This window comes from Xylanibacillus composti (genome assembly GCF_018403685.1).
In the GTDB taxonomy this organism is placed as follows: domain Bacteria; phylum Bacillota; class Bacilli; order Paenibacillales; family K13; genus Xylanibacillus; species Xylanibacillus composti.
Genome location: NZ_BOVK01000081.1, coordinates 1 through 15,832, shown reverse-complemented (window position 1 = coordinate 15,832; position 15,832 = coordinate 1). Strand labels below are relative to the sequence as shown.

At 54.8% G+C, this 15,832-nt stretch carries 12 protein-coding genes; 3 read left to right on the top strand and 9 right to left on the bottom strand.

Annotated elements, in window-relative coordinates:
- Positions 1–13: 13 nt before the first annotated feature.
- The 4 genes from XYCOK13_RS20645 to XYCOK13_RS20630 form a co-directional block, all read right to left on the bottom strand.
- Positions 14–286, bottom strand: a complete 273-nt coding sequence (locus tag XYCOK13_RS20645) for a hypothetical protein (RefSeq protein ID WP_213414145.1) — start codon at positions 284–286, stop codon at positions 14–16.
- 85 nt (positions 287–371) lie between these two features.
- Positions 372–767 (bottom strand): VOC family protein, encoded by a 396-nt coding sequence (locus XYCOK13_RS20640; protein WP_213414144.1) that lies wholly within the window; start codon positions 765–767, stop codon positions 372–374.
- 18 nt (positions 768–785) lie between these two features.
- Complete coding sequence (locus tag XYCOK13_RS20635) at positions 786–1,640, bottom strand: AraC family transcriptional regulator (protein WP_213414143.1); 855 nt, start codon at positions 1,638–1,640, stop codon at positions 786–788.
- An 11-nt stretch (positions 1,641–1,651) separates the two neighbouring features.
- Positions 1,652–4,201: a PEP/pyruvate-binding domain-containing protein gene (locus tag XYCOK13_RS20630; protein WP_213414142.1), complete on the bottom strand. Its 2,550-nt coding sequence runs from the start codon at positions 4,199–4,201 to the stop codon at positions 1,652–1,654.
- A gap of 277 nt (positions 4,202–4,478) precedes the next feature.
- Here XYCOK13_RS20630 and XYCOK13_RS20625 point away from each other — a divergent pair, with 277 nt between their 5' ends.
- Positions 4,479–6,254, top strand: coding sequence for a DUF5050 domain-containing protein (locus tag XYCOK13_RS20625; RefSeq protein ID WP_213414141.1), 1,776 nt, complete (start codon positions 4,479–4,481; stop codon positions 6,252–6,254).
- A 143-nt stretch (positions 6,255–6,397) separates the two neighbouring features.
- Here XYCOK13_RS20625 and XYCOK13_RS20620 read toward each other — a convergent pair whose 3' ends face one another.
- Complete coding sequence (locus XYCOK13_RS20620) at positions 6,398–7,498, bottom strand: MBL fold metallo-hydrolase (RefSeq protein ID WP_213414140.1); 1,101 nt, start codon at positions 7,496–7,498, stop codon at positions 6,398–6,400.
- Positions 7,499–7,799: 301 nt separating this feature from the next.
- Here XYCOK13_RS20620 and XYCOK13_RS20615 point away from each other — a divergent pair, with 301 nt between their 5' ends.
- Together XYCOK13_RS20615 and XYCOK13_RS20610 are read left to right on the top strand one after the other, a co-directional pair.
- Entirely contained in the window at positions 7,800–8,984 is a 1,185-nt protein-coding gene (locus XYCOK13_RS20615) for an MFS transporter (RefSeq protein WP_280520925.1), read from the top strand.
- 270 nt (positions 8,985–9,254) lie between these two features.
- The gene (locus XYCOK13_RS20610) at positions 9,255–10,232 is read left to right on the top strand and encodes an S-layer homology domain-containing protein (protein ID WP_213414138.1); all 978 of its coding nucleotides are present in this window, start codon (positions 9,255–9,257) and stop codon (positions 10,230–10,232) included.
- A gap of 381 nt (positions 10,233–10,613) precedes the next feature.
- Here XYCOK13_RS20610 and XYCOK13_RS20605 read toward each other — a convergent pair whose 3' ends face one another.
- The 4 genes from XYCOK13_RS20605 to XYCOK13_RS20590 all read right to left on the bottom strand — a co-directional run bounded on the left by XYCOK13_RS20605 (position 10,614) and on the right by XYCOK13_RS20590 (position 15,637).
- Entirely contained in the window at positions 10,614–11,429 is an 816-nt protein-coding gene (locus XYCOK13_RS20605; RefSeq protein ID WP_213414137.1) for a copper amine oxidase N-terminal domain-containing protein, read from the bottom strand.
- Positions 11,430–11,960: 531 nt separating this feature from the next.
- Entirely contained in the window at positions 11,961–14,324 is a 2,364-nt protein-coding gene (locus tag XYCOK13_RS20600) for a GH36-type glycosyl hydrolase domain-containing protein (protein WP_213414136.1), read from the bottom strand.
- A gap of 129 nt (positions 14,325–14,453) precedes the next feature.
- The gene (locus tag XYCOK13_RS20595; protein ID WP_213414135.1) at positions 14,454–14,849 is read right to left on the bottom strand and encodes a GIY-YIG nuclease family protein; all 396 of its coding nucleotides are present in this window, start codon (positions 14,847–14,849) and stop codon (positions 14,454–14,456) included.
- Entirely contained in the window at positions 14,846–15,637 is a 792-nt protein-coding gene (locus XYCOK13_RS20590) for a DUF2087 domain-containing protein (protein WP_213414134.1), read from the bottom strand. Before XYCOK13_RS20590 ends, XYCOK13_RS20595 begins: the two co-directional genes overlap by 4 nt.
- Between the last annotated feature and the right edge of the window lie 195 nt (positions 15,638–15,832).

The window sequence follows — 15,832 nt, the reverse complement described above, 5'->3', positions numbered from 1 at the left end:
TCATTCGTGTCCGTCACAATAGCCAAACCGCTCCACACGCCCTGTAACGGTCAGCCATGTCCGTAAAAGGCAGACTTCCATACGACTGAATCAACCGCCGCACATGATTATAGGCAACCCGTCGATAGTTGTTGTTTTCCTTGCAGCTCACCTTGCGGGCATCGCCCTGCTTCTCATGTGGTTTGTATTCGATGGGATGCGGGTTATACAAGCTGCGGTCGCTTTCATAATGGTTGGCCTGGTGATCGCCGCAGTCCTCGCATGGAATAAGCGCTGCACCAAGCATCGGCCTGTAGCTATGCCGAGCATACGCATGCGGCAGGCCACAGGCCGATACTTGGTTGGCAGGAAGCCATCAATACTGCGATACTTCAAAATTCGCGCGGCTGGAGCAAATCGAGGCGATTCCCGTACAGGTCCTCGAACACCACTTCGACGCCCCAGGGCACCTCGCTGGGCTCTCCGTGGAAAGTGACGCCCCGCGCCTTCATCTGCTCGTAATCGCGATAGCAGTCGTCCGTTTCCACTACCAGAAATACGTGGTCGGCCGCTTGACTGCCTACCCGTTGTCGCTTCTCCTCCGTATCTGCCTGTACGAACACGATCGCCGTATCGCTATCCGCCGACGGCGCAACAGCCACCCATCTCATCCCCTCGCCGAATGCGTTGTCCGCAAGCAGGGCAAACCCTGCCTTCTCGGTATAGAACGCAATCGCCTCGTCGTAATCATGCACTAAGATTGTGAGATGTCCGATTTTTCGCTTCATCTGTGCCTGGCCCCTTTCCTATAATCCATTCCACTCTATCTTACCCGCTTGCCCGGCGTCCGGATTGTATAAATCCGACAACAGGTCTTGGGTTCGCAAATAAGCTTGGGGCGTCATGCCGACCATCTTCTTGAACGTATGGATAAAGTGCGCCTGGTCGTAAAACTCCCCGTCCATAGCAGCATGGACAAGCTTGTCCTGCGGCGAGGATTTCAGCACCTGCAGCACGTATTGCATGCGCTGGATGTTGGCGAACTGCTTCGGAGACATGCCCAGATCATGCTGGAAATACCGCTCCAATGTCCGTTCGCTGAGGTGGAACTCATGCAAGAGTCCGCGAACCGTCATCAGACCGTGCCGCTGTCTCAGCATCTGGCTGGCTGCCACAACCTCCCGCTTCACCTCATGCTCCGGACTGAGGAAGGAGAGCAGACACGCTTCCAGCTCCAGCAGCTTATGCCTGACCGTGGAGGCAGCATACAAGCGCTCCTCCATCTCCCTGACACGCGGGCCAAGCAGGTCCTCCATATCCCGCACTGCTCCGGCGACCTCCTTCATAGGCAGGCGGACAAAGGGATACAGGCCATACGGCTGAAACACAACACCCATAATTTCCACTTCGCCGCTTCTTTGCACCGTGACATAATCAGTGTGTCTGGCATTCATATGGGTGCGCTTCGGCGCATGCGCCCTGCCGTTCCGGTCGATATAGCGGTGCGGAGCTCCCAGATTGACCACCATATGATAGCAGCCATCCGGCAGCATGCGGGGAGTCACCTCAAGCGCATCGCCCTTCGCCTGCGAGATATGCCAAAGCTGTTGAATATAGGGCTGCAGCGCCGGATGACGGGGCGCATAAGCATGATAGATCATGGATCACCCTCCTACCTGCACAACAGCTGCTGGGATACGATATCCGAGAAGATTTCCATTCCCGGGGTGCGAACAAGATGAATGACATCCGCGTACGGCTCGCTATCCGGCAGCAGGGACACCAGCTCGTTCTCCCGTTCCAGAATGCGTTCCGGGTGGTATACAACATCCGGCCGGCCGTCGAACAGAGCCACATAGAAAATGCCTGTCTCCACGAGGTCCTGGAAGAAGTGGCTGCCATACGACAGCTCCGGCATCATGCCCTCTTCGCGCGAAGCCACCTCGCAGATGACGGACATATGACTCAGCTCAGTGAAGTGAACCGGCACGCCCAGAGAAGGCGTCGTCGTTCCCCATCGCCCCGGTCCCATCAGCATAACCGATTGCCCTTCCAGCGCTGCATTGATCTTGCCGATTTGCCGGGCAACGGCATACTTGCCTTGATTGTTCAGGGCCAGGTAAGGCTTCGCCCGGACGAAGACGACCGCATCGATCGGCAAGCGCACATTCCCCCCCATGAAGTTGCCCTTCGAGGCGAAAAAGCAATCCCGCTTGTCCGCCAGGCTCGGCAGCGCAACCGGCTTCCCCAGGCCTCTCGTCTGAAGCGGCCGACATTGCAGGAGATTTACCTTGAACGCATGGTCCTTCGTAAAATTGGCCGTAAATTCAATGTCTACAGGATAGTCATACACCTTAGACAATAGCGCGAGCATCTCCCGCATCAGCACAGGGAACGCTGTGTTTTTCAGCAGCTTGTGGAAATCGAGGATGTACGGGATCGAACGATCCGCATATCCGAGCTCTCTCAGACGCGCGGCAGTCTGATGGTCGAGCGAGGCGAACAAGTCCTTGCTCGTCTTCAAATCACGATCCAGCACTTCGTCCATTCCTCTGCTGGTCAGCGCATTCTCGCTCAGAGAAAGGAGATCGACAATGCGCTGAGAGAACTTCTGATGATCCTCCGCATTCATCAGCGGCAGACGCAAGGGATCGTCAAGGCTGACGATTCTGACATAGTCGCCTACCGTCCGATCAACCGCCCGGGTGCCAAGTCCAAACACAAGACGGAGCATGCCGGCCTCCATATCTACACGCTCATCCCAGACATAGAGATTGGAGGAATTGCCAACGCCGGCGATGTGGGGATAGAAATTGTCGCCGTGGTGATCGCCCGACACCCGCTGCACGAGAATGGCCATCTGCTCATCCTGCTCCGCCAGTCCCCGGTTCAGCCGGTAATGCAGGGCATCTTCATTCATTGTGCTCGCATAGACGGTGCGGATCGCCTGCTCAAACGCCGCATACCGCTCCTCCGGCGTCCCTTGATTGACGCAGAACACACTTTCATACTTCCCGGCAAATGCATTCCCAAAGTTGTCCTCCAAGAGGGAGCTCGAACGCACGATGATCGGAGATTGTCCGAAATACTCGAGAATCTGCACGAACTGCTCCTGAATATTTTCCGGGAACCTTCCGTTCAACAGCTTCTCCCTGAGCTCAGGGGCGTGCAGAAAGTAGCCCTCCCGCGTTTTCTGCCGGGTGCGCAGCTTCCACCAGCCGTTCTGTACGATATAGGTATAGAACACATCGGAACCGAGATAGAACGAATCGTGCGGTTCCATGTTCGGCGCGAAGCGGTCTTGCCCTTCCATCTCCAGAATTTTGCGGGCCAGCAGCATGCCCACGCTTTTGCCCCCTATAAAGCCTGTGCCTACCTCGCGGGATGCAATCTGCAAGATATCGCTTAAGGTAAAGTACCGGTCGCAGAGCTCCAGCATGCGGGATTCATGGCCAATCAGCATCTTCATCAGCTGGCGCTTCTTCTCTTCCTGTACGGCCTGCTCCTGGTCCAGCGCTTCCTTCGCCTGCTGGAACAGGATGTTCCAATAGTCGAGGCGCTCCTCGCCGCGGGAGATGGTGGAGAACAGCGCCGCTGCCTCCGTACTGGCCGTAATGCAGACCGCCTCCTGCCCCTTGATCAGGTGGGGGAAGAACATTGTAGGCGAATAGCGGTTCCATACCTTCAAGGGGTGCACATACAGCTGCTCCTTCACCTGGTACAAATCCAGCAGCAGCTGCGTAGTCTCCCGTATGCCTGCAATGGTACTGTACGTATGGGCATTGCGGATAATGGCGAAATAAGCGATCGTATGCAACTCGTACAAATATGGGCAGGCCACCTTGAAGAAATTGCCGATCATCAGGTCGGAATGCCAATAAGCAAGCAAATCCGTCAGACAGTCGAAGACGTAGAAGGCTCCCTTGCCTTCCTGCTCCACCAAGTAGTGCACCGTAGTCGCGAAGCTCTCGAAGCCTTTGCTGGCATCCACCTCGCAAATGTGCAAATCAGCGCCCGGCTCCAATAGCGGCTCGTGGCTGCCAAAACGCACATAGATCAGCTTGCGCTGATCGGCCCTCGCTTGCCGAACATAAGGCTCCAGCATCTTCTTGTAGTTCTCAACAGAATCGACTTGCCAGACCACGTTGTCGCCCAGCCGCAGCCGATCAATCGCTTGGTCGAGACCCGACAAGCCCGTGCTGACTTTCTCATGTACATTCATGCGCCTTCTCCCTTCTGCGCGTCATTTCTGCCAAGCGCAGAGCACTTGTATGAATCCCTGCTTCTTCCCCATCACCGGGGGAACCGCCAGGGGCTAGTCATCGCGTAACCTCTGTACTCATTCACTATAAAACAATCTTTCTTCACGTACAATGTGACACCGTCCCCGATGCCCGCGACGGGCCCTCCGCTGCACGCAGCGAAACATTTGCTTCAAGCACTACGTCTAATAAGCTGTCGAGAGCTTTGAGATTGGAAGCAGAGAAAGGAGCTTATATATGAAAAAAATGATCCTGCTGGCTGCCGCGTGCCTGTGCCTTCTTGCCGGAACGACGCCGGCCGGTGCAGCCGAAGGGATAAGCAAGCGCCCATTGAGCGAAGTATTCCACCACCTTGTCATCGTCCCCTACGATTATCAAGGGAAGGCTTTCATAAGCGGGCAAATGGAGGATGTATATGGCGACTACGAAATGGTGCAGCGCGATGGCCGCGTGCTCGTGCCTATCCGTCTGATGAGTTATCTGGCCACGCAGGCCGACGGAAACAACAGCTACTGGGATGCAGTATGGCAACCGGAGCAACCGGATATGGTCCGACTGATTAATCATCGCACGCAGAAGACAGTCATCTTCACCGTAAACAGCCATACGATTCTGGTCAACAACGAGCCGCATATAATGGATGTCGCGCCCCAGAAGGTCAACGGAAGCATCATGCTGCCATTAAGAAGCGCTGCAGAGGCGCTGGATCAGCACATCGATTGGCTGAACGGCTTGATTCTGATTGGCAGCGACTACGTGGATTTGCAGCATCCGCAGACTACAGCCCTGATAGATGCCGTCAAGAAGCAGCTGACCGATCCGCGTGAGCGAATGGATGACGGACGCAAGCTGGAACCCGCCGCCCAGTATGGAGACAAATTGTTTTACTTCAAAACGCTGGTCGATTCGGAGCAATATAGGAGGCTGCTTTATGCCAAGCTGCCCGGCGGCAAGGAATTGCCTATTACCCTGACAGGCCAGCCGCTGTTGCAATACACAGCCATGTTGGACGACGAAATGTACTATATCACCATACAGAATGGCGAGACTGAGCTGCATGTGTACAGCTTTGCCGAAGGCACGTCGCACAAAGTGAGCGGCATCAGAGATTGGAAGCCCGGCGACGGATGGTTCACCGGCGTCGAAGAGCTAGACAATGAGCTCTACGTGACGCTGCATACCGGCGACAACATTATGGGCGGCGATACTGTGTATAAGGTTGTGGACGGTTCCTTGCAGAAAGTGACTAGCGCAAAGAGCCTCATTCGTCTCATCCAAGAAGGCGACAAGCTGTACTTCACCGATTTCCTGTTCATGCAAGATTTCGCCAACAATCTGAAGCAGATGGACTTGAAATCAGGCGATACTGTGCGGATCGGCGTGGAAGGCTACGCTTACGGAGCCAGCCGATATGCGCATGATGACGGAAGCGTGAGTTACTCGGGGAACCGCTCGCTCTACGTCCGGGACGGCCATTTGTATGCAGTGGCCTACCATGTAGACGACTCGCGGGACAGAAGCGCCGTGTACAAGCTGAACTTGGCCGACCAGACGCAGGTGCAGCTTACCCCGCCGGCTGACCAGTTCTGGATCGCGGGCAAAAATCTCTATTACCGCGAATTCGAAACGGGTCATCTGGCCGTGACTGATCTCAACGGCGGCGTACAGCGAACGCTGGTGGAGCGGCCTATTCTGGGCGCCCAATTCATCGGCGGCAGCATCTACTACACATCCAATGCCAGCAGAGATGCCTACAAGCCCGGCGTGCTGTACCGTCTGGACCTGGCAGATGAGGAAGAAATAAGGTTGAGCGACCTTGCGGTCAGCTCGTATTTCGCAGGGGAATCCGGGATCTATTATGTTTCCCACAGCTATGCGCCGGGCATCTACAAGATAGGCGCTGACGGACGACATGCGCATCTGGTCAGCGACCATATCGATTCGGCGATCTTGACCGATGAAGGTCTGGTCTATACCTTGAAGTACGAAGAAGGAATTTATACGGTGAAATGACGGTCATACGAAACTGTCCCGAGTCAGCCTGGCTGTCGGGACAGTTTTTTCTTTGGCTTCGGGCACCGGGATGAACGGAATCAGTTCCGGTCTCGTTCAACCGACGCTTTCATTCCGTCATCGCGGCGGTCTCACCCGCCGGTTTAATGTTCCCTCCACCAAGCGGCGGCGATAGAAGCAGCCTCTCTGCGCAGCGGTACGGTCTCCCCGAGGCGGGGCGCGAGCAGTGTCACCCCTCTTCGCTCCGCTTCCCGCCTGGCGCGCTCGACTGGATCGATCCAGCTATGATAGGCCAGCGTAAAAGCGCCCCAATGGCTCAGCATCATGCGATCCCCCTTCACGTCCAGATGCGCCTGAACCGATTGCTCGGGCATCATATGGACATTCGGCCAGCGCGTGTCGTATTGCCCTCCCTCGATAAACGTGAAGTCGAACGGACCGTAGGCTTCGCCAATCTCCTGAAAATGCGGTCCATAGCCGCCATCCCCGCTGATGTACAAGCGCAGCCCGCTGCTGAGAATCACCCACCCCATCCACAAGGTAGAATCGCGGTTGGCCAGCCCTCTTCCCGAGAAATGGCGTGCAGGCACAGCGGCCAGCGTCAACCCCTCCCATTCCAGCTCATCCCACCAGTTCAACTCGCGAATGCGGCCCCTCTCTACACCCCATCGCACCAGATGCGCCCCAACGCCCAACGGGACAAAAAACTGACGCACCTTATGCCGAAGTCGCTGTATCGACGGATAGTCCAAATGATCGTAATGGTCGTGCGTAATCAGCACGGCGTCGATTGCAGGCAACGCCTCGGTCATGGCGAGCAGATCTCCGCTGTACCGCTTGCTTCCCACGAAGGATACCGGGGATGCGGAGCGGCCGAACATGGGATCAACCAAGAGCTGCTTGCCTTCGATGCTTAACAGAAAGGTCGAATGCCCGAACCAGGTCAATGCCGGCTCCCCGCTGCGGATGCGCGCCCAATCCGGTTCTGCAAGCGGAAGCGGCTGCCGCGGACGACGCTCTTCGCCCCCCTTCCATGCATCCCGGATGAAGGAACCTATCGTAGAGAGATTCATTTCCATCTGCACGGGACTAGGATTGCGGAATTTGCCATTCGCATAATTGCTGTGCGCACGGAATTTCTGTTTATCCTCGCGGCCTAACCTGCCGCCAAAGACGGGATGCACATTTACGTACAGCGTGATGCCCAACACGAGCCCGAACACGAGAATGATTGCGTAAATCATCGCTTGCTGCTCCTTTTCTTTTGCCGATTTCTATGGATCAAGTTCAAGCGGGCTTTCGAATATTCCACACCCTTTCCCCTGATTATCGCATATCGGATTGGACCAGACAAATCCGCACCGGGCCTGTGCCGCACCCTCGTTTTGCGGTATACTTAAGCTACAATATTCTGTATGAAAAAAGGAGCGAGAACCCGATGTCCACCATACGCCCTCCCTGCTAATCCTTCGCACAAGCCCGACCGCGCGCCCCTCCTTCCTGATGAGCAGCAAACCCAAACCATCAGGAAAGGAGTGAACCCCTATTGCGGGTCGGTCGAATATCTGGAAACTATACGGCATTCGCTTCTTCTACAGTCTGATTCCGGCCTATGTCATAGAACGGCTGTATTGGGAAGAACGAGGCATGACGATCCAATACGTCGTCTACACGGAGATCATCTATGCCATTGCCATTATGCTGCTGGAGCTGCCGACAGGAATCCTGGCAGACAAGTGGGGCCGCAAGCCCATGGTCGTGCTGGCCGCATGTATGGGCTGCCTGGAATTTTTCCTCCTGCTGCATGCCTCACAGTTTTGGCACTTCGCGCTTGTTGTCGTGCTGGCTGCGGCAGGCAGCTCTGCCGCAAGCGGAACCGAAACGGCCTTGCTGTACGATTCCTTGGCAGCGAATGGCCGCGAGCGAGCATTCGAGAAGATCGTCGGAAGGATGCGGGGATTTGACCTTGTTGCGACGATGCTGGCCGCGCTGGGCGGCAGCTGGTTGGCGCATCAATTCGGCTTCGCCTTCAATTACTGGCTCTCCCTGTTCAGCATGGGGCTGTGTCTGCTGCTGACCTGCCTGCTTATTGAGCCTGTTACGAGCCCTTCTGCAACGGGGCAGAATGAAGAGCCGCTTCCGGTCAAACAATTCGTGCGGCAAGCCCTGCTCCAGTTCAGAGACCGCCCTGGCCTGCTTCTTGTCGTGCTGGCTGCCACGGTTACCGGAGCCGCGATCAACTTCATTGATGAGTTCTGGCAAATTTATCTGGATCGAATTGGCATCTCGGTCCTTTACTTCGGCCTGTTCTCGGCGGCCATCTATTTCCTGCAGCTTCCCGGCAGCTTGCTCGCATACCGGCTGCGGGACATCTTCGGCTGCAGGCCCTTGCTGCTCATCATCTTGGCGGGGCTGACGCTCGGCTTCGGCTACATGGCGGCGGTACCGGGCACGAGCAGCATCGCGGCCCTCTTCCTCATCTGCCTGTTCGCAGGCATGATCGAGCCGCTTGCTGCAGGCTACCTGCACCACCGGATTGACTCCTCCATGCGCGCGACAATGGGGTCCTTCCAATCATTCGGCACCAATGCGGCGATAATGGGGACGGGACTTGGCTTCGGCTTCGCCTCCGCGCGCTGGGACATCTTCGGCGGTTATGGCTTGATTGCCGTCCTGTGCGGCGGCTTTTTGACTTACTTTTTCTTCGCCTCGAAGCGGCAACTGGACTAGCTGCAGCAGTCGCCGTTGCTTATCTTTGGATGCCTCTTCAAAGCCCAATAATGATTGTTAACAGCCTTAGCTCGACTATCTTTAAGAGCTAAGGCTGTTTCTCTTATTCTGCAGTTGCCGCTCGTTGTGATAGCGGTCCATCCGGGCAAATCAGCCGCAAATCTTTCAACCTTTCTTTTACCTTAAAGAGAGAAAGCCGGTGATAAACCAATAGGAAGGCATGCTAGCGAATCAAAATCAGCGATTAGAACTAACCTGGAGGTTATTCATGTGAAAAAGCGGAACGTGGTTATTGGCCTTGCCTTGACGCTATGCCTTGCTGTGGGAAATATCGCACCGGCGATTCAGGCCAACGCGGCGGATAGGTCCGATTATACCGGCCATTGGGCAAACGAAACGATTGAAAAATGGATACATATGCACATGTTGAATGGTTTCCCCGACGGATCCATTCGTCCGGACCAGCCGATTACGCGCGCCGAATTTATCGTTTTTGCAAATCTCGCATTCGGTTTTACGGGAGGGGCGGCAATCCCCTTTCACGATGTGAATGAAGCCGACTGGTACGCGACGGCAGTTGCGGAAGCGCTCCAAGCGGGATACGTATCGGGTTATATAGACGGCTCATTCCGTCCGATGCAGGAAGTGAGTCGGCAGGAAGCCGCGCAGATGGTGACGCAGATGATGGAACTCCATCCCGATCCGGCTGCAGCAGCCTCCTTCGTCGACGCAGCAGCGATCACGGATTGGAGCCGTGGTGCGGTAGGAGCCGTCACGGCGCACAGGATCATGAACGGCTACCCGGACGGACGGTTCCGACCGGAACGTTCGCTGACCCGGGCGGAAGCGATCGTGCTGCTGGAGCAGGCGCGTGCGGCGCGGGGGACGACTGCTAATGAATCGGATACGATGGCTGAGCGCGTGATCATTGACGAGGAAGGGGGCACTTTCGGTCCGAACGATGGCAGTCTGCGCCGGATTGTCGGAGATGTGCTTGTCGCCGCGCCGGATGCAACGCTCCGAAACTTGATCATTGAAGGCGATTTGGTCATTGCGCAAGAAGTCGGCGAAGGCGATGTCGATCTGCAAAATGTGGAAGTGCAGGGAACGATGACTGTGCACGGCGGAGGAAGCGATAGCATCCGCCTGCATGACAGTGCGATTATCCGACTTGTGATTGACAAAGCAGGCGGCGCGGTGCGCATTGTCGTATCCGGAAATACGTCCGTTGAGGAAACGATTGTCTAATAACCGGAATCTCATTGACGGAAGTTATGCCGTCCGATACTGTCCTGATTCTAAACACGACGGATCGGAACAAGGCCACCCTCACCTTGACGGGAGACTGGAGTGACGGGACGACAGGCGTTGACGTGACAGCGGAGGCGATGTGGCACTCAACCAATTCCCGAATCGCCACAGTCGTTGACGGACAAGTCACGGCTCTAGAGGCCGGAACCGCGGTCATCAAAGCCGTCTTGGGTGGGAGCGTCATCGCAATTCCGGTAACTGTGGAGTGAAAACCGTCCGACGTAATCAAAAAGAGGGTCGCCCCTCAGTCATCTATGATGACTTTTGGGGCACCCTCTTTTTTTCCTGCTCAGTGGATTGCTCGCCATCACCGACCAATCACGGCTCGATCGTTCTCGCTTTCAGAAGAATATAGCTCAATGGGGAATTGATCGTGCTTTTGCTTTTTTCTAATGTATAGGTCGCGTCCTTCTTCACAGGGGGACGCTCTTTCGTATCCGCGTAATGTTCGAAGGTGTAGCGATCCGGATGAAGAAACGTGGTCACGAGATCCATCTTGCCTTCCGGTATGTCTGCACCGGTGATGTTCTGTACAGTCACAGACAGATGGATGGTTTCCGTCGTATTCGCTCCTTCCGTAACGCGCTCCATGTCTACGCTTGCGCGCTTGACACTAAATGCAGTGGGGCGATCCACATGTTGCAGATTTCGATCCAGATCCTCGATTTCGTTCAGCCGCTGTGTCTTCATGACCCTGTCATCGGAGATCGCCACAGTCCCGCCCTTCCACTCCGCTTGCAACGAGAAAGCGTCCAGCAGGACACGCAGCGGCACGATCATGCTGTTCTTATAGAGGACCGGCTCAGTATCATAAGTGATGGATTCCCCGTTGACTATCGCGTTAGGGGAACCTATATAAAGTTCGGTAGACCGTCCATCGAACGTAATCTGCGCCCGCCGCTCATCAGGGTGATAATCCACTGTCGCCCCTAATAGCTCAGATACAGCCCGCAGCGGCAGCATGAAGCGGTTGTTCTCATCGATATACGGCGCAATCGGTGTCGTGTACAGAATGTAGGTATCATTCACGTGGAGGAACACGTCCCTTTCTTCCGCCTTCGCCTGCAATGGCGTGAAGACGAAGGTCAGGGCCAGACCGACTGCAGCTAGACGCGCAACGAACTTTTTCAACATAAGCATTCTCTCCTTTGCTGCTATGGTCAATGCAAATATAAAGGCATCCTGCTTAGAATGATGCAGAGAAACCGCAAGAAGGAACTCTAACGGAACCAGGAGACACTATTAAGCGAATTTCGACGATAATGGAATTCTAACGGAAGCCAGAGACGCTATTAAGCGGAATGGGAGTCTTGTTCGTATATTTTCGTTGCAATAAGGTCCGTGAGTTCCGTTAGGATGGAAATGGGTCGGAAAAAGGGCAATTAGCGTCTGTCAGTTCCGTTAGAGCGGAGGCAGCTTTCAGCTGGATGCAGCACTTGGCGCTTGGGACAGCTTTCGGTTGGATGCACCACTTGGCGCTTGGTGCGTGCAGGACTTAGTCCTTGGAGCATGGTACGCATGCTGCGGGCCTGACACTTGGCGCGCGAAGTCTACTGAAGCAAGCGCAAATCCCACGGACTCGGACCCGCCAACACAACCAGTGCCATCCACCCGTTAAAAAAAAGGCAGCCGCTGATAGCGACTGCCTTTCCCCAAGCTGACTTATTATGCTGTCTGCGGCACTTTCACCAGCACTTGGTATACCTTTCCTGCCTGCGGCTGACGGATGATGCCGTCCTCAACAAGTGTTCCATCGACATAGACTTCTGTCGCGTTCACGCCTGCTTCGCGCTTGATCTCGACGTGCAGCTCTGCGCCGCGGAACGTCCGCTTCACCTTCGCCTCGTTCCAGCTCGATGGCAGCTGCGGCTTCACTTGCAGACCGTCCCGGTTGCCCTGAATGCCGAACAGCCCGTCTATCAGGATGCGGTACACCCAAGGCACCGTCCCGGTGTTGAACAGATGGCTGGAGCGGCCGGCTGTACGCGGGAATTGGCGATATGCCCCGCGATAGTAGTTCGGGATGAACACCGGCAGCTGTCCGCGCTGCACGATATCCTCCTCGGCCGGTCCGGGCAGCATTTTGCGCAGCAGCCGGAACGCATTGTCCTGCTTGCCCACTGTGTACAGCGCGTAGATGTAGAAGGCTGCGGCGTGATTATATACCGCGCCGTTCTCGGCCGAACCCGGGTGCTTCTGGGTTACCCGGCCTACGTCCTCACGCATAGCCGTATATGGGGGCCCCAGCATTTCCACGCCATAAGGCGATTCCAGCTGCTCTTCGACCGCGCGGACGAGCTTCTCCCGCTTCTCCTCGTCTGCTGCGCCGCTGAGCATCGACCAGCCTTGCGGATTGACGAAGATGCGTCCCTCCTTGTCCTTGCTGATGCCGAAGGTGACATTGTCGTCCGTAATGCCGCGCGCGTACCATTCGCCGTCCCAGAAATATTGATTGACCGTTTCATTCGTCTTCTCGGCAGCCTGGCGGTATTCCTGGCTAGCTTCTGCACGTCCGGCATTTTCACAGATGTCCGCCCACACATTGAACGCATACGCTGTGGCGATTGTCAGCCAGCCCGAGACGCCCTTGCCCTTGTAGCCGACCATATTCATCGGGTCGCACCAATCGCCTTGATTAATGTAATTGAGACCGCGTTCATCCCGATCCTGAAGCAGCCAATTCATCGCCCTGTCGATATGCTCGGCGACGGTCGCTTCTCCCTCTCCATCCGCAAATGGCACCACTTCGTCCAGAATCGAATAGTCATCCGTCTCGTCCAAGTATGTGCTCAGGCAGACCGGCAACCAGACGCAATGATCGGTATGCGGCACTTGGTTGATATATTTCAATTCCGCGTCCTTGTGCAGAATGATGCCATCCGGCATAGCGCCGCTTGCCTTCTGTTGGCTAAGGGCGATCAGGAACGACTTCCTGGCAACCTGCGGCATAATATAGCTCATGCCCATATGATCCTGCAGGAAGTTCCGGGTTTGCGGATCGGTAGACAAGCGGTTCGTGACGCCATGATAATAGATCTGACGCGGCAGCCAATGGTTCACGAAATTGTCGAGGTCCGCATCCGGGGTTTCGATCTCGATGCTGCCCCGTCCTTCTCTAATGTAAGCATCATATTCCCGCTCCGAAGCGGCGAAGGCGTCCGCATCGCCGAAGTATCGCTTGCGGATATCAGCGATCTGGCCATCGTTATGTGCGGGGCCGAAGATGAAGCGGTAAGCCTGCTCCCCATTCGCATCCAGTTCAACCCGGTATTGCAATGCGCACAGCGGTGTCTCATAGCGGGAGTCGCCCTTGGCGAGCAGTTCTTCCTGAACCGCGGATGGCCGCATGATGCCGCCCTCTCCCTCGAACGCTTCCTGGCTGACCTCCCATGCTGCAGGTGCTTGATCGGCAAGCAAATAGGTCTTATCGTTGTAGGTTTTGATTTTGTCATAATCTTGGTACTTCTGGTAAGGAGTAATGGAGGTGCAGACGATCCCCTGCAAATCCTCGCGATATTCGCCGGATTGATTCATCCACGACATATAGCCCACTGTAAAGTAGGGATAGATGCTGAGCTTACGCTTTTTCCCTGATAGGTTTGTCACCTTTATACGCCACAGTTCCATCGCTTCTTCCTTCGGCAGGGACAAACTCATTTCAACCCGTACGCCCTTGCATTCTACACGCCAGCCAATCGTGCTCTTGCCCACGATGAATGCGTAGCTGTCTGCCGGCTCACGCACAGGCTCGTAAGGAGCCGAGAACAGCTCGCCTGTCTCCTCATCCTTCACAAATACAAAGCGGCCGGGATGATGAGCATAGTAAGGCTGCTCCGGCTGCATGAATGTTTTGGCCTCCAAATTCGGCGCATGCGAATATTTCGCCGGTTCCGGCTGCATAAATTGCGCAACCGCATATCCCCGGCAGTTCACATGAATCATCATCTTCTCATTCCACAAAAAACCTGAGGCTTTCGGCAAAATAGTCGGACTCGTCAGCTCATAATACTCGTCTCTTGCTCTTAACATGGCGCACCTCCACTATAGTCTGTCCTTATTATACTACGTGGGGGAATAAAAGAAATCTGAGTTTCTTATGTTCTTCCATCTGTACGGGAACCTGGCAGAGAGGGGCGTTCCAATCGATGAAATTGCCGCTCACCCGTTCTTGTCCGGCTTATTGTAACCCCGTTCGCCATACGGCTGAAGCTCCTCCAGCATCAGCTGCTCAAGCTCCTCCAATTCCTTCTTGTACTTGACCAGCTCTTCATCGCTCTGCAAAAACTCTTCCTGCGGTTTGAGAGTCTGTAGCACTTCGAAGGAGAAGTTCTCCTCGCCGTATTTCTTCCAATCGTCCTGCAGCTCTTTGTTGATGTAGTAACTGCCCATATTGAGCTGAAACCGAAGCCCGTTATAGGCGCCGTCCAAATTCATGCTGCTGCCGATTAGACGCTTGCCGTTTGTCTTGTTTAGCAGCTGGTAGACTCCCATGGGCCGGTGAGTCTGCACATAGGCTTTGGCCATTTCTTTTCGTTTTTGCTTATCCATAGTCATGGCTTGGTCCTCCTGTCCTCTTCTGAAAGCTTGACCCAGTATTCCTTCCCGCTGGGCAGCCTCTCCATAAATCCATAATCGATCAAATAACGCCGCAGGGTCACGTAATCCGGGTAAATCTCCCTCAGCTTCTCATTGACTTCTTGCTCGGAATAAGTGCGATTCGCCTGGAACCTTCTGGCGACATGCGTCAGAATGGCCAGCTTGTGCTTCTGCTTCTTCGGGAATTGGGCCAATGCGCCCTCAAGGCCGTTTGGGAAGTAGACCCGCAGCAGATTCTCGTGTTCCTCTTCCGTAATCGCATATCGCTCATCTACCATTTCAGGTGTGCGGTGCGTGTGGATGAATTTTTGCGGTCTGGCCGTTTTTTCCTCAATTTGCTCCATAATCGCCAGGAATACTTTGGCCTGTTTCATCTTTTCCCGCAATGCAAACCGGTGATTTCGAACAATGGACGTGCTGTTGCTGCCAATCTCCTTCATGATCTCCTTATCGCTCCAACCTTGATCGAACAGCTGGACGAGCTGTTTTTGCAAATCGGACAAGCCCGTTATTTTCTTATCCAAGCCTAGCAGGTAAGTGAGCATGGAGCGATGCTCAAGCTCGATATGCCGCCGCATGAATCGCTCCGCCTCGTAATATTGACCATTGTCGGCGTATATTCTCCCTTGTTCAAACGATTCGCCGCACACCAAACAGACAAACTCCTCTTCCCGTTCCAGATATACATAGCCGCGCTTCAGTTCTTCCACTGACGCTGACCAAAACAATTCGGAAGCATGATGCATGTGAATTCACCTCTTAACACAAGCTTATATCATTTATGTTTGCATATTGTCAAACGAAATATAAATTTGTTTGCAAAATAAAGAACTTTAACTTGGCATATGTCTGGCCTTGGTGTCAATAGTCTGTGAAAATGTCACCTTAACTTTTCTAAGAAAATGTCACTTTCAGTGTGGATCGAGGCCGTCTAAAAAGAG